General features: G+C 32.8%; 19 protein-coding genes and 4 pseudogenes. 7 read left to right on the top strand and 16 right to left on the bottom strand.

Annotated features, from left to right (window positions below; all coding sequences use genetic code 11):
* Positions 1–6 precede the first annotated feature (6 nt).
* The 4 genes from H3U96_RS08325 to H3U96_RS08310 all read right to left on the bottom strand — a co-directional run bounded on the left by H3U96_RS08325 (position 7) and on the right by H3U96_RS08310 (position 5,643).
* Complete coding sequence (locus H3U96_RS08325) at positions 7–1,287, bottom strand: MFS transporter (protein ID WP_086356994.1); 1,281 nt, start codon at positions 1,285–1,287, stop codon at positions 7–9.
* Positions 1,288–1,450: 163 nt separating this feature from the next.
* The gene (locus tag H3U96_RS08320) at positions 1,451–2,287 is read right to left on the bottom strand and encodes a PRD domain-containing protein (RefSeq protein WP_065579072.1); all 837 of its coding nucleotides are present in this window, start codon (positions 2,285–2,287) and stop codon (positions 1,451–1,453) included.
* A 14-nt stretch (positions 2,288–2,301) separates the two neighbouring features.
* Complete coding sequence (locus tag H3U96_RS08315) at positions 2,302–3,768, bottom strand: glycoside hydrolase family 1 protein (RefSeq protein WP_065579073.1); 1,467 nt, start codon at positions 3,766–3,768, stop codon at positions 2,302–2,304.
* A gap of 12 nt (positions 3,769–3,780) precedes the next feature.
* Positions 3,781–5,643 carry a beta-glucoside-specific PTS transporter subunit IIABC gene (locus H3U96_RS08310; RefSeq protein ID WP_086356993.1) on the bottom strand — a complete coding sequence of 621 codons (1,863 nt, stop codon included), beginning with the start codon at positions 5,641–5,643 and terminating at the stop codon, positions 3,781–3,783.
* A gap of 797 nt (positions 5,644–6,440) precedes the next feature.
* Between H3U96_RS08310 and H3U96_RS08305 the strand changes: the two genes are divergently transcribed.
* From H3U96_RS08305 to H3U96_RS08295, 3 genes are read left to right on the top strand one after another with little or no spacing between them, the layout of a single operon-like run.
* Positions 6,441–8,345 (top strand): beta-glucoside-specific PTS transporter subunit IIABC, encoded by a 1,905-nt coding sequence (locus H3U96_RS08305; protein ID WP_065579075.1) that lies wholly within the window; start codon positions 6,441–6,443, stop codon positions 8,343–8,345.
* Entirely contained in the window at positions 8,335–9,756 is a 1,422-nt protein-coding gene (locus H3U96_RS08300) for a glycoside hydrolase family 1 protein (RefSeq protein ID WP_065579076.1), read from the top strand. Before H3U96_RS08305 ends, H3U96_RS08300 begins: the two co-directional genes overlap by 11 nt.
* Before the next feature lie 5 nt (positions 9,757–9,761).
* On the top strand, positions 9,762–10,601 hold the full coding sequence (locus tag H3U96_RS08295; protein WP_034901038.1) for a PRD domain-containing protein: 840 nt from the start codon (positions 9,762–9,764) through the stop codon (positions 10,599–10,601).
* Between the two features lie 66 nt (positions 10,602–10,667).
* Here the strand turns inward: H3U96_RS08295 and H3U96_RS11450 are convergent.
* The 4 genes and pseudogenes from H3U96_RS11450 to gap form a co-directional block, all read right to left on the bottom strand.
* A pseudogene (locus H3U96_RS11450) lies at positions 10,668–10,895 on the bottom strand (HNH endonuclease); the annotation flags it as partial.
* A gap of 600 nt (positions 10,896–11,495) precedes the next feature.
* A complete protein-coding gene (locus H3U96_RS08285) occupies positions 11,496–11,672 on the bottom strand; it encodes a DUF1778 domain-containing protein (RefSeq protein ID WP_086356990.1) in 177 nt (58 codons plus the stop codon).
* 429 nt (positions 11,673–12,101) lie between these two features.
* Positions 12,102–12,668: a TetR/AcrR family transcriptional regulator gene (locus H3U96_RS08280; protein ID WP_034901040.1), complete on the bottom strand. Its 567-nt coding sequence runs from the start codon at positions 12,666–12,668 to the stop codon at positions 12,102–12,104.
* 52 nt (positions 12,669–12,720) lie between these two features.
* Positions 12,721–13,722 carry a type I glyceraldehyde-3-phosphate dehydrogenase gene (gap, locus tag H3U96_RS08275; RefSeq protein WP_034901042.1) on the bottom strand — a complete coding sequence of 334 codons (1,002 nt, stop codon included), beginning with the start codon at positions 13,720–13,722 and terminating at the stop codon, positions 12,721–12,723.
* 337 nt (positions 13,723–14,059) lie between these two features.
* Between gap and H3U96_RS08270 the strand changes: the two are divergent.
* From H3U96_RS08270 to H3U96_RS11340, 3 genes and pseudogenes are all read left to right on the top strand, one after another.
* Positions 14,060–14,371, top strand: a pseudogene (locus H3U96_RS08270) (hypothetical protein); the annotation flags it as partial.
* Positions 14,372–14,422: 51 nt separating this feature from the next.
* Entirely contained in the window at positions 14,423–15,655 is a 1,233-nt protein-coding gene (locus tag H3U96_RS08265; protein WP_086356988.1) for an MFS transporter, read from the top strand.
* 803 nt (positions 15,656–16,458) lie between these two features.
* On the top strand, positions 16,459–16,590 hold the full coding sequence (locus H3U96_RS11340) for a hypothetical protein (protein WP_255542242.1): 132 nt from the start codon (positions 16,459–16,461) through the stop codon (positions 16,588–16,590).
* A 431-nt stretch (positions 16,591–17,021) separates the two neighbouring features.
* On the opposite strand, the gene H3U96_RS08260 is transcribed toward H3U96_RS11340, so the two are convergent.
* The 8 genes and pseudogenes from H3U96_RS08260 to H3U96_RS11250 all read right to left on the bottom strand — a co-directional run.
* Entirely contained in the window at positions 17,022–17,492 is a 471-nt protein-coding gene (locus tag H3U96_RS08260; RefSeq protein WP_370545641.1) for a GNAT family N-acetyltransferase, read from the bottom strand.
* On the bottom strand, positions 17,489–17,764 hold the full coding sequence (locus H3U96_RS08255) for a DUF1778 domain-containing protein (protein ID WP_065561594.1): 276 nt from the start codon (positions 17,762–17,764) through the stop codon (positions 17,489–17,491). The genes H3U96_RS08260 and H3U96_RS08255 overlap by 4 nt, the downstream gene beginning before the upstream one ends.
* A 111-nt stretch (positions 17,765–17,875) precedes the next feature.
* Positions 17,876–18,958, bottom strand: a pseudogene (locus tag H3U96_RS08250) (IS3 family transposase).
* Between the two features lie 302 nt (positions 18,959–19,260).
* The gene (locus H3U96_RS08245; RefSeq protein WP_065613611.1) at positions 19,261–21,114 is read right to left on the bottom strand and encodes a class I SAM-dependent DNA methyltransferase; all 1,854 of its coding nucleotides are present in this window, start codon (positions 21,112–21,114) and stop codon (positions 19,261–19,263) included.
* An 11-nt stretch (positions 21,115–21,125) separates the two neighbouring features.
* Positions 21,126–21,689 carry a hypothetical protein gene (locus H3U96_RS08240; protein WP_065613613.1) on the bottom strand — a complete coding sequence of 188 codons (564 nt, stop codon included), beginning with the start codon at positions 21,687–21,689 and terminating at the stop codon, positions 21,126–21,128.
* On the bottom strand, positions 21,686–22,345 hold the full coding sequence (locus H3U96_RS08235) for a hypothetical protein (RefSeq protein ID WP_065613796.1): 660 nt from the start codon (positions 22,343–22,345) through the stop codon (positions 21,686–21,688). Before H3U96_RS08235 ends, H3U96_RS08240 begins: the two co-directional genes overlap by 4 nt.
* 4 nt (positions 22,346–22,349) lie before the next feature.
* The gene (locus tag H3U96_RS08230) at positions 22,350–24,986 is read right to left on the bottom strand and encodes an ATP-binding protein (RefSeq protein ID WP_065613615.1); all 2,637 of its coding nucleotides are present in this window, start codon (positions 24,984–24,986) and stop codon (positions 22,350–22,352) included.
* Positions 24,987–25,345: 359 nt separating this feature from the next.
* Positions 25,346–25,583 (bottom strand): annotated as a pseudogene (locus tag H3U96_RS11250) (IS3 family transposase); the annotation flags it as partial.
* Positions 25,584–25,692: 109 nt separating this feature from the next.
* Here H3U96_RS11250 and H3U96_RS11245 point away from each other — a divergent pair.
* A partial coding sequence (locus H3U96_RS11245) for a transposase (RefSeq protein ID WP_072075904.1) occupies positions 25,693–25,777 on the top strand: 85 nt, incomplete at its 3' end.

Genomic DNA, 25,777 nt, shown 5'->3' with positions numbered 1-25,777 from the left:
GCCTTTTTATTCATCATAATAGTGGTAATGGCTTAAAAGATAGATGCTGATAATGGATAGCACTGCTAATCCACAATAAAATAGCGCTAATGGTAACCAATAAGTTTGGTAGGTAAAGATAATATAACCACCAATCAATGGAATGAGGCTACCAAAAATAGCTGCGCAACCTTGATAACTCATGGATAGTCCAGTATAGCGAATTCTAGCTGGAAAAATTCGGCTTAAATAACCCGCTATCACGCCATAGAAACCACTGTAACAGATCACATTTAATGAAATACCAATAATAAAACTGGTTTTTGTTCCTGCTTGAATAATTGGGAATAACAAAAATACGGATGCCATCGCTAATATTGCTGAAATAATTAAAAAGCGTGTTGCTGAAAACTTTTCTGAAAAATAAGAGATAAACGGTTGCGCTATAAAGTGTACTATTGCAATCCAAAATAGTGCATCAACGATGATCTTCTTCTCAACCCCTAGTGCCATTGTGGTATAACCAATCATTAGCGTATTAGAAAAAATACCACTAAATGATAGTACATTGGCGCATATGGCTAATATCAGTATTGGCGTTGCCCGTTTAAACACTTCAATAATTGGCACAGACTCTTTTTGTTTCAGGCTAGCTTGCTTTTTAGCTGATTCGATAAATACGGGTGACTCAGTTAAGGTAATTCTGGCAATAATACCAACAATTAATAAAACAAAGCTGACTAAAAACGGAATGCGCCAATAACCGCTATCTATAAGTTTATCGGTAGGCAAACTAATGATATAAGAAAAAACCAATAATGCGAGGATATTACCAGCCGGACTACCCCACTGAGCAAACGATGAGAAGAAGTTTTTTAAGCCTTTGGGAGCATGTTCATTAGCCATTAATACTGCGCCACCCCATTCACCACCGACAGCAATACCTTGTAAAATACGTAATCCAACTAACAGTATCGGTGCGATGATTCCTGCTTGTTGATAAGAGGGTAACAAACCAACACACGTTGTAGCAATGCCCATTAATAGCAAGGTAATAATTAGTGATTTTTTCCGCCCTAATCGATCGCCAATATGACCAAAAATTATTGCGCCTAATGGTCGAGATAAAAAACCAACTGCAAATGAGGCAAACGCCCCTAAAACTTGCACAAATTGATTATCAGAAGGAAAGAAAAGTTGACCAAAAATTAAGACTGATGCTAACGCATAGATATAAAAATCATACCATTCAATGGTAGTACCAATAAAAGCAGCAAAAGCAACTTTTTTAGCAGATGAATTGGGCATAGTTAGACCTTGGCAAAGCCAATAATGAATGTAGTTAGTTGAGACAAAGAAACTAACACAAAACCATTAATATCACAATTTGTTATCTGATAAGAGAAGAAAAATTATCTAAAAAGGATTGCTTACTTTAGCGTAACCTGTTTAGATAAAAATCAAAGACTATTCATTTGGTATTGCGTATTAGTCTATTAATGTGAATCCCCAAATAGACCACCTCATCATCAGATATTGAGCTATGATAAGTTTGATCGATGTACTGTTTTACTTTTTCTGCAATATGCATCGCATAAGGATAAAGCGAGGATATTTGTTGATAAAGATCGTTATTATCTTCTTGTAATTGATTATTGGCATAAAATCGTTCTACAAAAAATTTAATATGGGTAATAAAACGGCTATAGTGAATTGATGAGGTATCTATTGGCACGCCGACAGAATACTTCACCAAATTCACTATTGAATTTATCATTTTGGCATATTGAAATGCGTTAAGATTTTGCGTGGTCGTGGTTTGAGCGTTAATGAGATGAAATGCAATATTACTCGCTTCTTCTTCAGGAAAAGTGAGATTATATCTTGCATTGAGTAACTCAATAGCTTGCTTAGCGATATTAAACTCTTGCGGATAATAATTTTTTATTTCCCAATATAATTTATTGGGTATAAACAGACCTTTTTTAACTCGTTCAACCGCAAAGTAAATATGATCTGTCAGTGTTAAATAAATATTATTATTCAGTTTTCTGTTTAAGTCATTTTCAGCTAATGTGATGATTTCTTTGGTTATCTGAAAAAATTGAAAAGGGACTTCTTTCGCTAAATCGGTGATATAGGAAAGTTTAATATTTTTTTCTAAAAATATTTTATCCACTCGCTCATCATCAATGGTATCACCGGGCTTTTTACCAAAACCAATGCCTTTCCCTAATACGATTTTTTCGATACCCTCTTCTTCAACTAAAACGACACTAGAATTTAATACTTTTACCACCAAAATCATTATTCACACTCCAGCTATTTGTCGTAAATAGCTTTACCATTGGTTTCAATCACTTTTTTATACCAATAAAATGATTCCTTTTTATATCTAGTTAAGGTGCCATTACCTTCATCATCTTGATCTACGTAGATAAAACCATAACGTTTGGACATCTGCGAAGTACTGGCGCTGATTAAATCTATTGGTGCCCAACTGGTATAAGCAATTAACTCCACGCCCTCATCAATGGCTTCTTTCATTTGTTTAAAATGTTCTTTAAAGTATTCGATTCGATAATGGTCATGAACGGTATCGCCCTCTAACTTATCAATTGCGCCAATCCCATTTTCGACGATCATCATTGGAATATTATAGCGGTCATAGAGTTCAATTAGTGAAATTTTTAACCCTTTAGGATCGATTTGCCAGCCCCATTCAGTGGATTTTAAGTAAGGATTTTTAACGCCGATAATTGTATTACCGGGTATACGATCAGCATCAGGATTTGTCGATTCAGCTTTTGACATATAGTAACTAAAAGATAAGAAATCGACGGTATTTTGTTTAAGTATTTCTTGATCACCCTCTTCAAACTTAATATCAATTCCTTTTTGTTTTAAATTGGTCAATATCAGTTTTGGATATTCGCCTTTAATTTGCACATCTGTATAAAAGTAATTGTCTAAGGTTTTTTGCAACGTCAATTCCACATCCTCTGGCTTACACGTCAATGGATAAGTGGTTAATTTAGTGAGCATACAGCCTATTTTACAATCTGGGATTTTTTCATGGGCGATTTTGGTAACCAGTGCACTTGCTACAAATTGATGATGTAAAGCTTGATAGATATCTTGTTCAAGCTGCCCGTCTTTACATTTATCCGGAATAATTCCGGCTGTGGTAAATGGGTGTCGATAAATACTGTCTATTTCATTAAAGGTTAACCAATATTTTACATAATCCCCAAAATGGTCAAAACAAGCTGTTGAAAAACGGACAAAATCATCAATCACTGAACGTTTTACCCAACCATTATATTTAATACTTAATGCTATTGGCATTTCATAATGCGATAAGGTCACAATAGGTTCTATTGCAAGTCGTTTCATCTCTTTAAAGACATTTTTATAAAATTCAATTCCTTTAGGATTAGGCGTAAGTTCCTCACCAGTCGGAAACAGCCTTGTCCAAGCAATGGATAAGCGTAATGTCTTAAATCCCATTTCAGCAAAAAGTGCTAAATCTTCTTTATAGCGATGATAAAAATCAATACCTCGTCGTTTCGGATAATTTTTATCAGAAAGATCGTTTATCGCCGCCATTACACCTTCACTAGTTACCGCCATATGGGCAACATAATCTTTGACATCGAGATTTGGTTTATAGGTTGCTATATCTGCAACAGAAATTCCTTTGCCGTCAATATTCCATGCGCCTTCGATTTGATTGGCGGCTATCGCTCCGCCCCATAAGAAATTATCTGGAAATGCTAAATTTTTCATTGGTTACTCTCCTTAGCTTAATATCTTTGGCTTAATTTCTAAAATAGTATCGTCGTTAGTGACTTGTTTATTTTCATTAAAAGTAGAAATAGTATAGTCTTCTGGATTGGTGACTAAAAATATTACAGTAGGATCTAGTTGTTTATTTTTAATGATGTTGATATCAAATTTAATTAAATCATCACCAATATCGACAATATCGCCAACATTAACCAGTGTCTCAAAACCATTACCATTGAGTTGTACCGTATCGATTCCTATATGGAAAAGCAGATCAGCGCCATTATTTAATTTAATACTTAGAGCATGTTTAGTATGGAATATCATAGCGATAACCCCCTTACAGGGTGATTTTAAAACGCCATCATTGGGAATAATACCGATACCTTGACCAACAATACCAGTAGAGAAAACATTATCGTTAATTTCCGTCATTGGTATCACTTTACCCTTAATCGGGCTTCTAATTTGGATAACTTCATCTTTAGTTATATTTTTAGTGTTGTTATTTATCTTTTCATCATCAATCTCAATACTATCTTTGAATAGTATGGCGGAAAGAATGAATGCGACTAAAAAGGATATTCCAAAAGTGACAAAAGCCCAGACTATGTTCATCGCATTGTCTTTATCAATATACATGGTCATACTGGCTAAACCGGGACCAACAAGAACAAATGCTTTTAGTAAAATAATGCCAGCAAAAGCGCCACCAATTAATCCAGCAGCCATCACGCTATAAAGAATTTTTTTATTTACAATTGTCACACCATATAACGCAGGTTCGGTAATACCAAAAAGGGCGGATAATCCGGCAGATAAAGCAATCGATTTTAATTTACTATTTTTAGTTTTAATACTTACACCAAAACAAGCACCTGACTCAGCAATATTGTGTGCCAAAGAAGCTGGCATATATAACATTTCACATCCAGTTTTACCCATTGCATCAATGGCATAAGGCAGCATTGCTTTATGCATGCCGGCAAAAACCATAAATGGAAGTACCGCGGCTAATAATCCGGTGGTAATCCATGAAAAATGGGTATAAAAAAATATAATAAATTTAGAAAATATCACACCGGCGTTGTAGCCAAGGGGACCAAGTAACAGTAACGAGACCGGTACGGTAATGATTAAACTCATCATTGGCACAAAGAACAGACGAATAACTTTAAATGAATATTTCGTGAAAAATTTTTCAACAACAGAATAAAAAAGGATGGTTAAAATGGCTGGAAATATTTGAAACGCATAATTGATATTCTCTAAAGGCAAAGAGAAGAGGGTGCTGTCCTTTTGTAGTAGAGCCACCATATCAGGAAGGATTAACGCACTTACCGCGGATGCCGCTACTAATGGATTCGCTTTTAATTTATTCGCGGTGGTAAATGCGACCAGTATCGGTAAAAAATATAAGGGCGCACTACCAATTAATTGCAAAATTTTATAGTTCGATCCATTCTCATCAATCAATCCGAGCATGGCAAACAGTATTACAAAAGATTTCAACAGACCGCCGCCAGCAATTGCTGGAATTAATGGTTGAAAAATTGAAACAAGAAAATCGAGTAAAATAGCACTTATTTTTTTCTTGCTATTAGGCTGATGGTTAACGCTATTTTCGTTAATGTTGCCAATTAATTTAATTATTTCGTTATAAACTTCAACCACTTCATTACCAATAATTATTTGGCATTGAACGTTTTGCCGTACGCCTATAACACCCTCAATTTTTTCTAAAGCCGCAATATTAATTAGGTTATCATCTTTTAAGGTAAATCTTAGCCTTGTTGCACAATGTTCTAAATGCGCGACGTTACTTTTGCCACCAATATTATCTAGAATGGTTACGGCTATTTTTTGATAATCCATTACTATCTCCTATTGCTTTTGTTAGTGGTAAAAAAAAAGCAGAACCTAATAAAATGCTGTTTTACCTACGCAATTTATTAAGGTCCTGCCTGCTCTACCAGTCACATGCCTGTTTAATAGCATACAAACATACAATTGGCGTTGAGTCAATTTTGATTTAGAAGAACTGTGAACTAGATCTCAATCGCTACCGCAGAATAACTGTTAAGTTAACTAATTGTTTTAATTTATTAAGATATGAAGTAAATAAACTATAAAAGAATCATTTACGAAGTTAAAAATAAAGGACAGAAGATTAAAGATAGAATCTGTCCATTTTAGGTTTTGATTGGAGTAGAGGATCTTGGTTACTTAGATATTAATATACTGGTTCCGGTAAAGGGTATTCAACACCATTATAATATATATTGCCTTTTTGTTGATTCAGTAATTTCTTCAACACATTCCCCTAAAGATGATTAGTGATTATTCACAGTGGATTATTTGGGTTATTTTATTAAATAAAGAGTTCAATTGATTGCACAAAGCTGAAATTGAAGGCTCCTTAAAAATTAGCATAAATATTAAAGTTCGCGGTTAATTAACGCATAGCAATGTAATTATCTAAGTTATATAAAAATAAGATATAGATCACATTTCTTGAATTTTAATTTGAAATCAATATTAGTTATATATACTATCGGATCCATTAAGGCATGTTACTGATTTAATTCAGGCAGGACCAAAACAAAAACTTATCTAGAAGGTGAGTTTTTGTTTTGGTCTTTTTTTTTGGATCTTTTAGAGTGAGTGTATATATGGATTATCAACAGTTAGGAATACAAATTTTGCGGTTAGTTGGGGGAAAAGATAATGTTAATTCCTTGACTCATTGTGCAACTCGTTTACGGTTTGATCTTTTTGATAAAAATATCGTTGATTGTGATGCAATCATGAAATTGACTGGTGTTATTAGTATTGTAGATAGTGGAGGGCAGTTCCAAGTAGTGATTGGTAACGAAGTCCAACAAGTGTATCAAGCTATTAGTCAAAATTTATCTAACCAAGAACATGGCAAGGTAAGAAGCAAAAAGAAAGAAGGGATACTTTCATATATTATTGGCATTATATCCACTTCATTTACGCCTGTAATTCCTGCATTAACTGGTGCGGGGATGATTAAAGCGTTATTAGCTATATGTAAATTAATGGGGGTGTTATCGCCAGATAGCCATACCTATTATTTGTTGGACATGTTGGCTGATGCGGCATTTTTCTTTATGCCTATTTTGTTAGCCTATGGTGCTGCAAGTAAATTTTCGTGTAATCCTATTTTAGCTATGACTATTGCAGGTGCAATGTTACACCCCAATTTAGGAAAATTAATGGCGTTGGGTCAAGATGTTTCTTTTATTGGTATCCCGGTTAAATTAGCCGATTATGCAGGTTCTGTATTACCTATAATTATTACCGTATGGGCAATGTCTTATATTGAGCGCTTTGCTGAAAAAGTGACTCCATCAATGATAAAATTTTTTATCAAACCAATGATTATTCTATTGATAGCAGGGCCATTAGCATTAGTGATTATTGGTCCATTTGGCATCTTACTAAATGATTTAGTTGCACAAGGGGCGGGTTATATAAATAGTAAAGCTAGTTGGTTAATTCCAATGTTAATGGGCGGATTACAGCCATTTTTAATTATTACCGGTACAGCTTGGGCAATGACACCAATTGCAACAGGACAATTAAGCCGTAATGGTTCTGAAATGATTAATGGCCCTGGTATGCTAGCCTCAAATATAGCACAAGGTGCAGCTACATTATGTGTAGCAATCAAAACTAAAAATAAAAATCTAAAACAACTTGGGTATTCTGCTGGTTTCACCGCATTATTAGGTATTACTGAACCATCATTGTATGGCGTAACCTTAAAGCTAAAACGCCCATTAATTGCTTCAATGATAGGTGGTGGAGTTGCTGGCGTTTATGCAGGGGTATCTGGATTATTACGTTATGCTTTTGTATCACCAGGATTAGCTGGTTTACCTGCTTTTATAGGCGATAACCCGATGAATATTATTCATGCTCTGGTGACATGTTGTATTGCGATAGTCGTAACATTTGTATTGACATGGTTTATGGGATTTGATGATCCAATTGATGAGGATGATTTGGCTAAAACTATTGATACAGAATCAACATTATCTTCAACAAATAACCCTGTCGCTGCTGATTTGAGTAATGTTATCTTAAGCAGTCCTTTAACAGGAAAAGTAATACCACTATCAGAAGTAAAAGATGATGTTTTTTCGAAAAATTTGATAGGTGATGGTATAGCCATTGAGCCTAATCAAGGTAAAGTTGTTGCACCAATTAGTGGTAAGGTTGTCAGTTTACTTGAATCAAAACATGCGATCGGTATAAAAAGTGATCAGGGTATTGAAGTTTTGATCCATATAGGACTGGATACCGTTAAGTTAGGTGGCCAATTTTTTACAGCTAAAGTTGAACAAGGTCAGCGGGTTAATGTTGGTGATGAGTTAATTGAATTTGATTTAGCTGCTATTAATCAAGCTGGTTATATGACAACCACCCCAATAATTATTTTACATTCAGATCAGTATTTTGTTGAAAATTTTAAGAAAAATATGGTGGCAATAGGTGATGATCTGATATTAGTTAAAAAATCAAATCAAGGTGATAATCATGCTCTATAAAACATTAAAACCGTTTCCTCAAAATTTTTTATGGGGAGGATCAACATCGGCTTATCAGTTTGAAGGGGCATGGGATGAAGATGGAAAGTCTCCGTCAATTGTCGATATGTATTGTCATCCTGAAGATGTAGCCGATTTTAAAGTAGCAAGTGATCACTATCATCATTATAAAGAAGATGTACGGCTTTTTGCTGAATTAGGCTTAAAAGCCTATCGTTTTTCTATTGCTTGGACGCGTATTATTCCAGATGGTATTGGTGACGTTAATCAACAAGGGTTAGCTTTTTATCACAACTTAATTGATGAACTTAAACGTTATGATATTGAACCAATAGTAACTCTATATCATTTTGATTTACCCTATAAATTGGACAAACAAGGGGGATGGAGTGAACGATCAACCATTGATGCTTTTGTCCGATATACTGAAGTTCTATTCCAAAATTTTGGTGAAAAAGTTAAATATTGGCTAACAATTAATGAACAAAACACCATGATTCTTCATCCTGGTGCAATTGGTGTTCCTGAAAATGGTAAATTACCAGATAAGAAAACACTCTATCAACAAAATCACCATATGTTTATCGCTCAGGCTAAAGCTATGCAGCTATGCCACACTCTTTGTCCCAATGCTAAAATTGGGCCAGCATTAAATATCACTTCAATGTATGCTGAAACTTGCCGACCTGAAGATGCTATAGCAGCTCATAATTGGGAAACTATTCGATGTTGGAGTTTCCTCGATACCGCTATTTTGGGGCGCTATAATGCGTTATTTTTAAGTTATTTACAGGATAGAGGGCTTTGCCCAACAATTTTGGCAGAGGATCTCGTTGTATTAAAAAATGCTCAACCTGATTTTATTGCCATGAATTATTATTCAACAGCAACAATTGCCGCCAGTAAAGGAAATGCTTCCGATATATCAGCCAGAGCTGGCGATCAACAAATCATGCTGGGTGAACAGGGCGTTTATCGTGCGGCAGAAAATCCTTTTGTCGATAAAACGGCTTATGGATGGGTAATTGATCCTATTGGGTTAAGATTAACCTTAAGAAAAGTTTATGAACGTTACAATTTACCAATTCTAATTACTGAAAATGGCATTGGTGCTCCAGATAAACTTAATGCAGATAATACTGTTAACGATGATTATCGCATCGACTTTATTAGCCAACATATAACCCAAATGCAATTGGCTATCACCGATGGTGTTGAACTTATTGGTTACTGCCCATGGTCTGTTATTGATGTGGTAAGTACTCATCAAGGTTATGGTAAGCGTTATGGTTTTATCTATGTTAATCGAGGCGAATTTGATTTAAAAGATATGAAACGTATCAAGAAAAAGAGTTATTTTTGGTATCAGAAATTAATTAAGGCTAATGGTCAGTTGGATAAATTGACGTAATAGTTATGATAACATTTAAAGTCGATAAAATTTTAAATAACAGCCTAGTATTATCCAAAAATAGTGATAATAACGAGGTGATCCTGATGGGAAAAGGGATCGGTTTTAATGCTAAAGTTGGTGATCTGCTTGATGCTGAGCAGATTGAGAAATGTTTTGTTTTACAACAAATAACAGATATTCAAGGTTATCTTAACTTAATTGAATCATTACCTGATGATTACATCGAGTTAACGAGATTTTTGTTAGATTATGCGAGCAAAACATTACAAACTACCTTTAGAGAAACGCTATTTTTTACCTTATTAGATCACCTCAATTATGCTATTGAAAGATATTATTCAGGAGTGGTTATTCAAAATCGCTTGTTATACGAAGTGAAAAGCTTTTATCCTAAAGAGTTTGAAGTTGCAAAGTACGGCATAACCTATATAAACCAACGTCTTAATATTAGTTTACCTGAGGAGGAAGCAGGTAACATAGCCTTTCATTTAGTTAATGGCCAATCACATCAACAAACTATGCAGCACACGTTATTGTCCGTTAAAATGTTGAAGGATATATTCAATATTATTCAATTTAATTTTGCAATTCGAATAGATAAACAATCGTTACATTATTCACGCTTTTTAACTCATATGCAGTTTTTTATTCAGCGTATTTTTGAGCAGAAGCAGCTACAATCTGATAATGATTTTGTTTTTCAACAGGTGATTAGGCAATATCCAGATGAGTTTAAATGTGCAAATGTCATTAAAAAATATTTAATCAATCAGCTTAATATCACGATTTCAAATGAAGAAATCCTCTATTTAATACTACATATCATTCGTATTGTACATTAAATCAAGCAAACAAAAGTCAGCACTGATGTTTATATCGATAATTAATACCAAAATAGAAGATTATTGCTAATAATCTCTTTTTATTCGAGATAATAAGATGTTTTTGCCATCGAAATCCCAAAATAGTTTTTCAACTATGTGGTTTCCATTTACCCCACTTGATACTTTGATTTTTAGATTACAATCAACCCCGATAGCGCCCATATCGAAAGCGGAATGATGTAGTGAACAAAGTGCTAAGCCATTATTTACAATGCATGGTCCGCCATGTTGTTTCCATTTTACGTGATCTGCTCACAAAAATTTGAGTTAGTGTGAAAAAATACTGATCATAAAAGGTAGCGCTCAAGCAATTTCTCTTAAGCATTACAAATAAAGGCTTTAAAGCTATTTTATGGATACACGTCATTATCGAACCAAATGTATCCGGGTTTGTATCCGATTTTGTACTTGATATGGGGTAATCTCAGTTGACATCGGTTGACAAAGAAAATCCTTTGAAAGGTAGCTTGGAAAAGGCTATAGATATAAAAAAACTGCTAGAAGCAGATCTTAAAATTTGTGATTGGTGCCTAAAATAGGATCGTGCATATTGCGCTTAAATCTACTCAATGTTAGATACTACCAGTTGATAAACAATAAAAGCCAATTATTTTGTTATTGTTACATACCATAAATGTACCGAAACATTACTTTTCTAATTTTTTATAGGTTTTTCTTCAATCATTCATTCAAAGACAACTCTTCATAATTAAATGATGTAACATCATGATGTACATTGAATAATGTGTGGTGCTTCTATTTTTACCATGGTGACTTCCGAGGTAATAAAGCTTGGATTTTTTTATTACTATCAAAAAAACTTCAATTGCATGATTGAAGGGATTTATCTGTTTATCGTCGATTAAAAAAACACTGATTAAGCAAAATATCTTCAGCCTTTAAGCTGGTCGCTTCTAAAATAAAATCAGTACGTGATTTAGATATTAAATATGTTGCAATATCAATCAATTCTTTTGGGAATACTTTAGCTCTAATATTAATAAGAGATTCTTTGGTTTCAGTTCTCATTTTAATTATTGTTTTTAATTTAGTATGAAAGTACATGTAGTATATGTTGTATATAAAATTGCGATACAATTGAAGTGTTATTTAAAAATAAAAGAAATAACTTAAAAGCATAAACGTCAGTGAATATTAACCATTAAAACAAGCTGCATAATTTTCTACTTATCTAGGGTTGATTTGCCTATTCTTAAGTGATTGGTAAGTTCACTTATAGGAATGTGTGCATGATATAACGCATAATCAAAAGATTGTTGTTTGAATTAGACACTAAATTTTTTGACTATGATATGTGTCTCCTATGATTTTTGTTTATATCATAGAGGTGACTTTTGTCTACTTTTCGGGCGAGGATCGTTTATCTTATCCACGACCAGCAATTTGTGAAATTGATAAATGAAAAGCAAAAAAACAAACGAAACTGTAAAAATTATGTTACGGAGTAAATATTTTCAATAGGGTATTAATAGCTAAGTGGAAATAGGAATCATCTTGCAATCCTTTTGCTATAATATAAGCACCTTGCGAAGTAGACATAATAAGTGTTACGGCTTCTAACGGAGCGAGAATATTAGAGATAGTACCTTCAGAAATCCCAACTTTTATGATACTTTCTAAAGTTTGTTTCATTGACTCAAATCCACGATTAACTTCCGCAGCTAAACCTTTATTTTCCATAATCGATCTATCTCGAGCAAGTTGACCAACTAAACACCCTCTATCTATATTACGGGATTTTAATAGAAGATCTGAAAGTTTATCATATGCATTTTTATCAGAACTTAAAACTAACGTATTGAAATTTACTAATTGCTCTACATTATATTTTATTGCTGCTAGTGATAAATCTTCTTTACCCTGAAAATAATGATACAGGCTACCTTGACCAACTTCTGCACGAGTCAAAATATCATTTGGGCTTGTATTGGCTAGACCTTTCTCTAACAAAAGAACAGCCATAGCTTTGATTAGTTTTTCTTTTGAATTTCGTTTTGTATTCATTTTTGCGACAGAACGTCATACCATCCTAAGATGGTATGATCTTATTAAATAATTATTTCATTTGCAATATTGTATCCACTAAACGATTTGAAAACCCCCATTCATTATCATACCAACTAACAACTTTGAGTAATTTACCATCTATAACTTTAGTCAGTTTAGAGTCAAAAATAGAGGAAGCTGGATTTTGAATAATATCAGATGAAACAATTTCATCTTCGGTGTAAACAAGAATACCCTCCATTTCTTCGGATTTAACTGCGTCCTTAATGGTATTATTTACTAATTGTGCTGTCACTTCTTTCTCTAGTTCTACTGTCAGATCTATCATTGAACCGGTGATAACTGGAACTCGTATCGAACCACCATCCAGTTTTCCATTTAATTCAGGTATAACTATACCAATTGATTGTGCTGCACCAGTTGACGTCGGGACGATATTTTGAGCTGCACTACGTGCTCGCCTCATATCTCGATGTGGGCCATCCTGAAGATTCTGATCTTGAGTATAAGCATGAATAGTAGTCATAAATCCTGATTTAATAACAAAATTTTCATGTATTACTTTTACTAAAGGTGCTAAACAATTTGTAGTACATGAAGCATTTGAAATGATGTGATGTTCATTCCTATTGTACATATGGTTATTCACACCTTGTACAATAGTCAAATCAACATTTGAGGCTGGTGCGGAAATCAGAACCTTTTTAGCCCCAGCTTTTATGTGTGCTTGTGCTTTTTTTCCATCATTGAATATTCCTGTTGATTCAAGAACAACATCAATTTTATGTTTAGCCCATGGAAGATTTTCAGGATAACGTTCTTGGTAAACAGCAATTTCGTAACCATCAATAACTAAATAATCTTTTTTTACTTCGATACTTTTAGTAAAACGTCCAAAAGCTGTGTCATATTTTAAAAGATGAGCTAGTTGCTCAATTGAGCCTAAATCATTGATTGCAACGACGTTGATATCATTCGAACTCTCTTGCAATGCACGTATAAAACTTCGTCCAATACGACCAAAACCATTAATAGCTACATTTGTCATCATTATCTCCTTTTAAATTAAAACATACTTATTGGTATGTTATTAATTAAATTATTTAACCATAATCAAATTAAATTACATTTATTAATCAATTTGTTAAAACTAGTTTAATTTAATAGTGTACAAGTCTTAGTAAATTTATTAACATACGTAATAGTATGTATTTTCATTATAAAGAAAAAAAGGAAATTGTAAAATGAAAAAAATATCAATTTTAGATACAACGTCAAATGACAAGGAACAAACATCACAAAACGTGATGAATCCAATACATAAACTCCAAATAACTCTAAAGTTAAAGTCATTTGGAGTTAATCATATCGAATAAGGATTTCCAGCTTCATCTACATTTGATTTTGAAGCAATAAAATTGATTTGTCGGAGTATTACTTGGTCTGAAATTACAAGATTTTCTAGGGCATTGAATAAAGATGTTGAGCTTGTATTTAATGCTATTGTTGGAAGTAAAAATCACACTATAGAGATCGTGGCTACAGATAATGATATTTGCCTAGCAAATAAATATAACATCACTTGCTCAAAATCTATTGATGAAATGACTAAACAGTTCATTTCATTAATCAAAATTGTGATTTTTCTACTTGAGCTAAAAGGCACAGCGAGTCGAGTAAAAAATTTGCGTCACCTATAAACAGAATCTAAAACACTAAATTTAAACTCTTAATTAAGGAAATACAAATATATGAATAAAAAAAATAATTATCGTTGGTTTGTGCTTGGAATCGGAGTGTTGGCACAAGCAACATTCGCAATGGGGTTTGCTGGCATTCCTATAACTGGAATTTTAATGCGAGAATCTTACAATTTTTCATTGCATGAACTTGGTTTTGTTTTAGGTTCAATGGGACTTGGTGTTGCAGCTTCTGAGATAGTTTGGGGAATCATCACGGATAAGTTAGGCGATAAGACAGTTCTAATTTTAGGGCTATGGTCATCAACACTGGTATTTGTCGTTATAGCATTATGGTTTACACCAGGAAATTCAAATAGTGGAATTAAATATTTACATTTAGGAGCTGCTTTGGCAATGGCTGGAGCTTGTGGCGGTAGTATTAACTCGTCATCAGGTCGAACAGTAATGCAATGGTTTGATGATAGTGAGCGAGGCTTTGCTATGAGTGTTCGCCAAACTGCAATTCCAGTAGGTGGGGCAATTGGTACTGGTTTACTTCCTTGGCTAGCATATTCATATGGTTTTGAAGTGACTTTTTTAGCCTTAGCTGTAATAGGTTTAACTGTCGGCTTTGCTGTTTTGTTTTTTATTAACTCTAAACAAAATGAATTCAAACAAGAAAAAACATCTACTCTTACCGTGTCACCACTGAGAAGTGCTGACGTTTGGAAAGTTGTTATCGCCGCAGGCTTTCTAACTGTACCGCAAATGGCAGTACTTACCTTTGGAGGTGTTTATATGAGAGATGTTCTCGATATGAATTTAACTTTGATCTCTATCATTCTCATTGGTGTTCAAATAGGTGGTGGAATTCTCAGAATTTGGTCAGGTTATTATACTGATCGGAAAAAGAATCGTATTTCTTTATTGAAGTATTATGCCGTACTAAGTGGAATTGCTTCTTTTATACTTTGTTTAATGGTGAATAACACTTACTCAGGTGTTGCTTTTCTTGTATTAACGGGTTTATTTGGACATGCATGGCACGGTCTTGCTTATACTGAAGCAGCTGTAAAAGCTGGTGTTGAAAGAGCAGGAACTGCATTGGGTATGGTTGGTGCCACAGTATTTTTTGCATATTTTTTAACACCTATTCTAGTATCTAGTATTGCACATGGCTATGGATGGGGAGCAGTTTGGGCGGTTGTAGCTATTTTAACATTTGCATCTTTATTGTGTTTTGTTTCTTTCTCTAAAAAGAAAGAACCTTTAACGTCTATTGGTGATATCGATGAATCCTAAAATAAATTTTTTAGAAAATTTGGTGATCACATATTGTTGATTCCTTAGGTGGGAGCGAAGTCCTTATCTATATAGATTTACATCTTCTTCATGAAATTAATACTCCACCTACATTTGATGGATTAAAAGAAAAAGGTATAAAGGTTCATAGACTCAAACATTATCAATCTTTACTATTGATATTAAAAAAATCTGTAACTACTCCCTAAAATATTACAATAAAAGAGTAGAACATTCTCTTTATTAATCCACAGAGGATTTAACCATGAAAAAATGACTGAACATCAAATTATATCTATCTTAAAAGAAGTTGAAAATCTTAAGCTTAAGCAGATGGTTGTTGAACTCAGTTTAAAAGCTCAGCTCCAGAAGGAAATTACAAAAAAGCTCTAGTGCCTACTAAGAAACGTAAAGTTTGGGTAGTGCAATTGTAAGAAAGTCATTCTATTAATATTGCCATGAGCTGCAATATCGTTGGCTTAAGCTGCTTTGCTTACTATTATCAACTTGAGCTATAGGAAAACTTGGTGATTGTATCGGTACTCAGTACGATGACTAATAAGCATTTACGCTGGGGCTTTGCCAAATGTTTTAATCGCATCAGAAAGCTGAGTTATAAATGGAACCATAAACGGGTGTATTGTGAATTAAGGTTTAATCTTAGGATAAAGCATAAACAGTGTATTGCTCGCTCCGCGAAGCCCTGAAAAACTATTAGCACCCAATAAACAAGTTGAATGCTGAGCAATGAATTTTATGAGTGACAGCAGTCGCAATCAACGCCGATTTAGAACTTCAATAATGTGATAGATGGCTTTAATCGTAAGGCATTAGGCATTGATATTGCAGTCAGCTTGTCGGCTGGTAGAGTTACCCGTTATCTGGATAAACTGGCTGAACATCATGGTTATCCACTCGAATTTATCGAATCTTAAAATTTGGTGATTGCTGCCATAAAACGTAATAATAACCTCAATTCTAATTAAATAAAGAAACGTGAATTTTACAAGCAATTCTCTATAACCCTTGCCAATAAAGGCTTTAAAGCTATTTTATGGATACACGTCATTATCGAACCAAATGTATCCGGGTTTGTATCCGATTTTGCACTTGATATGGGGTAATCTCAGTTGACGTCAGTGGACAAAGAAAATTCCTTGAAAGGTAGTTTGGAAAAGGCTTTAGACATAAAAAAACCTGCTAGAAGCAGGTCTTAAGATTTGGTGATTGGTGCCCGGACGCGGAATCGAAGATGTGGGTTGAATTCTTGTGGTTACTGGATTTGAAAAATTTAGATGAAAAATGTACCCGTATTTGTATCCCTAAATTTAGCTGCTTTAAAAATGTACAATTAAGCTCAATTTTATTACCATAAAGAGATTAGCATTGTTCTTTCCTGAATCCCTGAATCAACAAAGCCAAATTTAATATAAAACGCATTGGCTTCATCTGTTAAGCTATGTACCAATAGTGCTCTAGAACCAACTTGTTTAGAGACTTCTTTCGAGCGTAATATAGCATCTTTTAATAATGCCGCACCTAATCCTTTTGCTTTGTAATTTTTATCAATAGCTAAACGGCCTAAGATAATAACCGGAATAGGATCGGGCATATTGCGCTTAAATCTACTCAATGTTAGTTGTCGATGTTGGATACTTCCAGTTGATAAACAATAAAAGCCGATTACTTTGTTATTGTCACAAATCACAAATGTACGGGAAGCACCACTTTTTTGATTTTTTAAGAATTTTTTCTTCAACCATTCATTCAAAGACAACTCTTCACAATTAAATGACGTAAAATCATGATGTTCATTCAATAAATGTGGCGCTTCTATTTTTCCCATGGTGACTTCCGTGACAACAAAGCTTGAATTTTTTCATTACTATCAAAAGAGGCTTCGATTGCATGATTGAAGGCATTTATCTGTTCATCGTCGATTAAAAAAAGACGCTGATCAAGCAAAACATCTTCAGCCTTTGAGCAGGCCGCTTCTAAAATAAAATCAGTGCGTGATTTAGATAGTAAATGCGCTGCAATATCAATCAATTCTTTTTGGGATGCCTTAGCTCTAATATTAATAGGCGATTCTTTGGTTTCAGTTCTCATTTTAATTGCCGTTTTTTAATTTAGTATGAATATGCATTGTATAGCAAATTGATATACAGGTGAAGTGGTGTTGTAAATACCCCAAACTTAGTACAAGATTCAAGTAGAAAATCATGCTGTTTGTTTTAGTGTTTTATACTCAATCGGTGTCATGTTATTTAATGCCTCATGCGGTCTTTCGGTATTATAAATCGTTAACCATTCTTCGGTTATTCTCCTTGCTTGTGCTAAGTTGTTAAAAAGATATAAATCGAGTACTTCAGTACGATAGGTACGATTAAATCGTTCAATATAGCCATTTTGATAAGGACTACTGGGCTGGATATAATCAATGGCTATATCATGGGATTTAGCCTAGTTTATAAAGGTTTTTCCTGTAAATTCTAGTCCATTATCGACTCGTATTTTTAATGGATACCCATGATATTCGGCCAGTTTATCTAAATAACGGGTAATTCTCCCTGCCGGTAAGCTTACTGCAATATCAATGCCTAGCGCCTCACGATTAAAGTCATCGATGACATTGAAGGTCCTAAAGCGACGTTGATTACGACTACTGTCACTCATAAATTCCATTGACCAGCTTTCACCTTGTTTATTAGGAACCAATAGCTTTTCTGGTGTTCGTGGGGGGACACGTTTTTTACGCTTTACCCTGAGATTAAGCTTTAATTCACAATACACCCGATACACCCGTTTATGATTCCATTTATAGCCGAGCTTTCTGATACGATTAAAGCATTTAGGAAAGCCCCAGCCGTAAATGCCGGTCTGTGATAGCATTCAACACCGAAACAATCACCGTATCATCCAGTAACTTAGGTTGATAATAGTAAGCACAACGGCTTAAGCCAACAATGGCACAACTCATACCAATAGTAATAGAATGATTTTGTTGTAGTTGCTGTGCCCACGTTTTACGTGCCTTTGTGGGCACTAAAGCTTTTTTATGATTTCTTCCTGAAGCTGGGATTTTAAGCTCAGTTCGGCAAACATCTGTTTAAGCTTACGGTTTTCAGCCTCCAGCTCCTTTAAGCGTTTGATGTCCGAAGTTTCCATTCCGCCGTATTTTTCTCGCCATTTATAGAAAGTTGAACTACCCATGCCATATTTACGACAGAGCTCCTTGACAGGAATACCGGCTTCAGCTTCTTTTAAAATAGCTACTATTTGATGTTCAGTCATTTTTTTCATAATTAAATCCCCTTTACTTTTATCATAGAGAATTTTCTACTTTTTTGCTGTACTATTTTAGGTGATAGTTACAGTGTTTAAATATCGAAGAAATAAATAGCATAAACGTTATTGAATATAAATTATTAAAATAGGATGGGGAACCTTCTACGTTAGTTGTGTACTGAGTTTGGGGTATTTACAATATTTGTCTCCTATGATTTTTGTTTATATCATAGAGGCGACTTTTGTCCACTTTTTTGGCGAGGATCCCCCTCAATTGACTTAGCATGAGAGCAGATATATAAAATAACTTATTTAGACTATAAATCATTTAAATTGATATCATATTTTTTTGCTATGAACTCATTCAAAATGGTATTAGTTTCTTGTTTTAAAATGAAGTTTTCTTCTTTTTCAGTTAAAGTGCAAATCCCAAAATTTTTTATATATGTACCATTCAATGAATAATAATTTGAAGAATATGGTTTGCTTGTATTCTGTATATAAAACCAAAAAACTTTCGATTCAAGTATTTTTTTCAAAATAGCTAATTCTCTGATTGATTTTCCGAAAAAAGCTAATCCGTTATAAAAATAAAGCCGCTTATCAGAGTTAATTAGAAAATGAGGTGTAATATCTGAATATTTAGGAAAAAACATTTTATAAGCTACTTGCTCTAATCCTTGAGATCGGCCATAAGCATACCACGTTGGATATTCTCCTTTACCTTTATCTCTTTCAGATAAAACAATTTTGTTAGCCTCTAAATAAGCATAGGCTTTAGGGAAATTTTTTTTAAAATCATTTTCACTGATCAGCTTAGGCTTTTTTTCGTTTGTATACGGAAATATAAGCAGTTCTTTTAATTGGTTTAGTGAAACGGTTCTACTTAACTTATTCGAATTAATAACTTCACAACAAATTGTTTTTTCGATGGGGTAGATTGTTTTGTCCATTTCTAAGTAAAAAAAATCGCTATCTTCTTTGATAGACTTAAATATATAAATATTATTCCTTAAAGTAGCCAATCCGTGACTTGTTCTAAATAACTCGCCTAATGGCCTACCTGTTTTTTCAATTTTTTCAATTAACTTATGACTTTTTAGATTCCAACCTTTATATGAGTCTAATTTATTATATTCAATACTAGATAACGCTATATTCTTGCAGCTAAGAAGAGTCGGGCTAAGTCTTGTATATCTAATTTTCTTGTGAATTTTATTCTTAATAATACAAATACAAGTATATGTATTTCGAGATTTAAAAACTTGTTCAGCTCCGAAATCGTATATCTTTAAATCTAGTAATTTCTCAGTAAAAAATTGCCTTATTCCTCTAGCATTTAAACTCTTAAAGAAACTATTCATCGTAATAAACCCTAATACACCAGAAGGTGAGAGGCTTTCAATACCGATCTGAAAAAAAGGTATATATAAGTCAGGATTACCCGCTTGACAGGTTTTAAACTTTGATAAAAGATTTTTAGTTGTCTGACTTAGGTGTCGAGCAGCAACATAAGGAGGATTTCCTAAGATAAAATCAAATCCTTGAAAATCACATAAGTTTACATGCCAATTAAATGAGAGGGTATTACCAATAAAAAGATTAAAAGAAAAATTATCATCTTCGCCCTGTGTCAATGCCAATAACGATAATAATAGTTTTGCTCTAATGATTGCATAATCTTCTACATCAATACCATATATATTTCTAAAGTATATTTCTTTATAAGTTAATTGAAAGCTGCGCTTCATATGTTGAGCGACGTCAATTAAAAACGCTCCACATCCACATGCAATATCTGCAGTTTTAGTTTGAGTATTTAGTTTATTATTCTTTTTTGCAAGTGTTTCTTTGATAATAAACTGTCTAATTAATTGTGGCGTATAAACTGCCCCGTTTGTGATACGATTAACAGGAGAAATAACGAATTCAAATAATTGGATAAGATCCTCAAGATCAAAATGCTTTTGGTGGGACGAAATTATATCTAACAAGCCTTTTAATAGCTCATTTTTTTGTGGAACTTGATGATGAATACATTGTATTAGTAGTTGATTAAATTTGACTGTTAAATTATTGTAAATTAAAAAAGATGATACAATTAAACTATTAACATCGTCAGGAGCAAACAATTTATTTTTTTTAAAGAATGCTAGAATATCTTTTTTCACTATCGCTGAGCTCAAAAATTATTATTTAAATATTGTTTATACTCAAAGAATGAGGATGATAAGTCAGCGATTACAGAATTAATTTCATCTATATTTTCTTTTTTTTTGATATTTTCTTTTAAAGAGAATAATTTTTGTAATTTCAACTCAAGTTGTTCAAGAATCCAGATAATAGAGTATCTAGCTAAGTATAATTTCAGTTTTTTATACATATAAATAGCTTGCTCACATTCTTGCTGTGGATAAATACATCCCATATTATCTCTATAAAAATAGAGATTAAAGTCTTCATTACATGGATCTAGATAATTTCCGTCATCATCTGATTTTAATATATTAACATATGAGCAAGCATAAACTAGATTACTATACTCAGTTTCTAAGTGCGGATACTTTTTCTTGGGTAAGAAATGATCAATATGAAAATTACGTTTACCTCCAAACCAAGAGTCAACACAATCTGTATAACCGCAACGACCATGGAAATCATCCGCCAAATATGGCTTATAATCTCTATAATTATTATGTTTTTTCTGATAAGTTCGTATAGGGGTTATTGTCCTAAATTTAATCATTTATCACCCTCGAGCCTACTGATTAATAAATCGGCTTTTTCTAATATTTTCTGCAAATAATCTTTATTTCGAGCATTTTTAAGTTGTTGTGGTATAGCATACTTTTTATTAATAGAGTGCTCAAGAAAACTATCCAAGGCAATAATCTCTTCCTCTTCTTTTAGTGTAGTCTTTTCTTGTTTCCGTAAATTAAATAGCTCTTCTAGACGCTGTTCTGATTTTTTAATTCTAGACTTATAGTGTTGAATTTGTTTTTCAACTCGATCTAGAAAATTAGCTTTTGATTGTTCCTTTTCATGTAATATCTTTTTAATATAAATTTTATTAACATCTTTAGAAATTAAAATAGCATCATCATCAAAAGATGTTATAACAAAACAAGGAAAATCCTCTCTAATATCTAAAAATGTTTCTATAAGATTAACACCATTGTAAGGAACATTGTATGTTACATCTATTTTTTTATCGTTTAATTGAAAATCCGTAATGACTACATCTGGAGAAATATCAATAATTTTTGCAATCATTTCATCTATACTTTCTAAAGGATATTCTGTTAGTACTTGAAATTTTTTGTCACTATCAGTTTCCTCAACATAGTCCAGAAAGTTATCAAAAACTTCTTTTTCTTCATCTATAAATAGTATCTTATACATAATTTTATCTTTTATATTTAACAGGAAGTTTAACTTCCAAAGAAAAACCTTCATTAGGATATAGAAGCTTAACAGAACCATCATTTTCTTCAATTACTGATTTAATGATCCACATTCCTAGTCCCGTACCTATTTCCTCTCCTGAGTCAGGATTTCTTTTTGTTGTAAATAAAGGTTTAAAGATATCTTCATGTTTGAAGATATCTTTTGATAATCCCGGTCCATTGTCTTGATATACTATACATATTTCTTTTAATGTTTCTTTTGCTTTTATAATTATAACTCTATCCCTTGACTTTTTGGATTTAGTAAAAGCATCAATGCTATTAACAACTAAATTATTAAAAATACTATCCATATCAATTTCAAACATTCTCAAATTAATATTTGCGATATCTTTAATATCAAGATCAATAGAGCGTTCATTTAAAACGGTTGCCCAATCATTTTTAAACTCTTGGAAATATCTAGATAAATACAGTTGATTCCGTTTTCTTTTATCTTTACGCGCAGCTCCTAACGAAAAATTAAGCCAGTTATGCATTTTCAAATCTTGGCTTTTCATTCGTTCAAGTAAAATATAAGGATTTTTTCTTTCTTCCTCATTTTTATAATCATTTTCAGGAATTTTATCTAGTAATAATTTCTTAATTTTATTAACTCTTGATTCCAATTGATTACTAAGATGGCTTAATTCATGTGTAAATGCAGCTAGAACAATTCCTCCACTTGCCATACCACGAAGTAATTTTTGTTCTTCACGCAAACGCTCAATCTCATCATCTTTTTTTGCATTTAACTCAGCTAAAATGAATTTCTCTTTTTGATCAGGGCTATCATCTGCCATGTTCGGATTATCATTTTTTTGAGATTTTTTAGACTCTTCATATATACGCTGTGCTATTTTTTCAGCTTCTTCCCTTGTCCTTTGCTCTGAATATTTTTCATTATTATAGTCAACCATTTCCCTGGCGATATATGCTCTATCTTCTTCAAAAATATTAATTAGAGAAATAATTAACTGTTTAAAAATGAGAAAAGTTTTATTTTCTTGTAACCCTTCTCGACTCGATTTATCCTCAAAGTCAATATTCGCTAAACGTGAAATACTAATGGCACCAGTAATATTATCTGGCTCAACACGGTACCCACCGTTTTTTTTCCCTATACCGGCAGGACTTGCGGCCTTTCTCATTCCTAATCCTAGCCAATCGAAAGCAACATCTTTAACTTCTCCATATGGCCTCACCCTAAAATTATCACGAAATAATTTTATTCCACCAAATTTAGCTAACCAATTTTTTCTAAACCCGAGTGAACTTTCTTTATGGAAAAATTTTTCAGCATCTGGACTTTTTTGTTTTTTTAGAAAATAAAAACTAAACTCAAATTGTCCTATTAATTTAAAAATACCATCTTTATCAACATCTTCATATCCTGGCATTAATTGAGAGAATGTTTTTTGTAATTCCCATTCTCCTTTTTGGAAATCTTCGAGTCTATATGGATATTTAGTTAAGTTTTTTCGATTAAAAAAATCAGGCGGTATTCTATCAACATCATATTCATTACGAATAATTTTAATTTTTATATTCTGACTATTATCAGCTTTAGCAATTATTTTGTAATCAAAATCATCGCAAAGAACACTTGGTATTAAACCATATTTATCCGGAGTTAATGAACTGAATAAATAAATTTGAAAACCACCTGTCTCTTCTGGAGGAACTAACGCTTCTAAGTCAGCATAAACTTGATCTACATAATAATCATTCCACGTTTCCCTTAAATTACTTATTTTTAAGATAGTTCCAAACTGTAAATTTATATTTTTGTCTAATTGCTCAATAACGCTTTTAGGTAATAGCTGCTCGATATATTCTTTAAGATTAGCGTCTCTTAGTGCAAATATTTCTGCATTGACATTATCAATTGTTTTCGATGATCCCTCAAAATCCTCCCAATTCACACGCCATATATAACCGGCCTCATTCTCATTAATTAAATCTTTATGATATGAAGGATTATAAACAGTAATCATTTCACAATGGTTCCCTAATCTATCTAAAGCAAAACGACCTATTCCTTTTGCTCCTGCTTTTATCCTCCCCGATTTTGTTACATAATTTTCATGCTTATTATCTGTGCCAATTACCATCCAATTTTTTTCAATAATATCTAATGTCATGCCTTCGCCACTATCTATAAGATATAAAGTAGCAAGTATAGATAAATATTGCTTTAATTTTTTTATGGAATCTTCATTGGCTGTATTATTTAATACATAATTTCCCATTTCATTTTGAATATATGACTGAGAAAAAAGCTGTTCAAACTCAAATTTTTCTTGCTTCAATCTTTCACTATGAGCATTAATAGAAATGCTATTAATTAATTTTGTGTAATGATTCTCAATTTGATTTTTCAGCTCTTCATAATAAAATGGTGAAATTTCACTGTGTAATACAGAAAATTTATTATCAAAGTAGACAATACTAATTTTACTATCAGCATCATAACCATTTTTAACTAGCTCTATGATCGCGCCTTTAGATGTTGCTATATTTTCCCTACCAATTAATCTTGCCGTTCTAGCTGAGACTTTGAAAGGTATTTGCTTTTTGCTAGTAATATTAATCATATTTATAACCAGTTAAATTATCCACATTAGTAGTTTTTTTTAAATATCACTATATTTAACCTACTTTCAATAATATCGGTAATGCTTCGGATATCTCTTAAGAAGATATAGTCATAATCAATATTTCTTCTACTTTACAAAGCTTTTTGACCTTTTCTCGAGTTTTACTTTGTTTACGAGTACTCTGGTATTTTATTAATATAGCATAACTGCCTAAAATAAAAAGTATGGATTGTGAGTGATTTTTAGTTGTATGCACTTAGATTTGTACGTAAATTAATAATAAAATAATTGTATTTCATTCTTTACTTATTTAATATGTATATATTTCTTATATCGGAGTGATCCTCGCCAAAATATTAGACATTGCCCGCCTCTATTATTTTATCGTGTTGTTCATATTGTTCAGGTGATATCCAGCCATTACCTGAATGACGGCGTATCCGATTATAATAGATTTCAATATATTCAAATAGTGCTTTATTAGCAGTTTCCTCGTTTTGTAGTAAAAGTCATGAATAATATGTGTTTTGAGTGTATGGAAAAAACTCTCAACAACCGCATTATCAAAGCAGTTCCTCTTCGACTCATGCTTTGCCCTGATGAATCCCCTAATGATTTTGGTAAAAATCATTAAGTTAAGGTGGATACACATCTTGTCATATGATCAAATGGTTTCGCGAAAAATCAATAATCAGACAACAAGATGTGCGAACTCGATATTTTACACGACTCTCTTTACCAATTCTGCCCCGAATTACACTTAAAACGACTCAACAGCTTAACGTTGG

The organism is Gilliamella sp. M0364 (assembly GCF_016100565.1).
GTDB lineage: Bacteria > Pseudomonadota > Gammaproteobacteria > Enterobacterales > Orbaceae > Gilliamella > Gilliamella apis.
Note: the sequence above shows the minus strand (reverse complement) of the source record. Positions and strands in the feature narration are given on the sequence as shown.

What these genes read in the sequence shown, in the direction of transcription:
- H3U96_RS08295 (WP_034901038.1), top strand. Translation starts at nt 9,762, where the DNA reads ATGATAACATTTAAAGTCGATAAAATTTTAAATAACAGCCTAGTATTA.
- H3U96_RS08280 (WP_034901040.1), bottom strand. Translation starts at nt 12,668, where the DNA reads ATGAATACAAAACGAAATTCAAAAGAAAAACTAATCAAAGCTATGGCT.
- H3U96_RS08320 (WP_065579072.1), bottom strand. Translation starts at nt 2,287, where the DNA reads ATGATTTTGGTGGTAAAAGTATTAAATTCTAGTGTCGTTTTAGTTGAA.
- H3U96_RS08285 (WP_086356990.1), bottom strand. Translation starts at nt 11,672, where the DNA reads ATGAGAACTGAAACCAAAGAATCTCTTATTAATATTAGAGCTAAAGTA.
- H3U96_RS08230 (WP_065613615.1), bottom strand. Translation starts at nt 24,986, where the DNA reads ATGATTAATATTACTAGCAAAAAGCAAATACCTTTCAAAGTCTCAGCT.
- gap (WP_034901042.1), bottom strand. Translation starts at nt 13,722, where the DNA reads ATGATGACAAATGTAGCTATTAATGGTTTTGGTCGTATTGGACGAAGT.
- H3U96_RS08315 (WP_065579073.1), bottom strand. Translation starts at nt 3,768, where the DNA reads ATGAAAAATTTAGCATTTCCAGATAATTTCTTATGGGGCGGAGCGATA.
- H3U96_RS08325 (WP_086356994.1), bottom strand. Translation starts at nt 1,287, where the DNA reads ATGCCCAATTCATCTGCTAAAAAAGTTGCTTTTGCTGCTTTTATTGGT.
- H3U96_RS08310 (WP_086356993.1), bottom strand. Translation starts at nt 5,643, where the DNA reads ATGGATTATCAAAAAATAGCCGTAACCATTCTAGATAATATTGGTGGC.
- H3U96_RS08305 (WP_065579075.1), top strand. Translation starts at nt 6,441, where the DNA reads ATGGATTATCAACAGTTAGGAATACAAATTTTGCGGTTAGTTGGGGGA.
- H3U96_RS08255 (WP_065561594.1), bottom strand. Translation starts at nt 17,764, where the DNA reads ATGAGAACTGAAACCAAAGAATCGCCTATTAATATTAGAGCTAAGGCA.
- H3U96_RS08300 (WP_065579076.1), top strand. Translation starts at nt 8,335, where the DNA reads ATGCTCTATAAAACATTAAAACCGTTTCCTCAAAATTTTTTATGGGGA.
- H3U96_RS08235 (WP_065613796.1), bottom strand. Translation starts at nt 22,345, where the DNA reads ATGTATAAGATACTATTTATAGATGAAGAAAAAGAAGTTTTTGATAAC.
- H3U96_RS08240 (WP_065613613.1), bottom strand. Translation starts at nt 21,689, where the DNA reads ATGATTAAATTTAGGACAATAACCCCTATACGAACTTATCAGAAAAAA.
- H3U96_RS08265 (WP_086356988.1), top strand. Translation starts at nt 14,423, where the DNA reads ATGAATAAAAAAAATAATTATCGTTGGTTTGTGCTTGGAATCGGAGTG.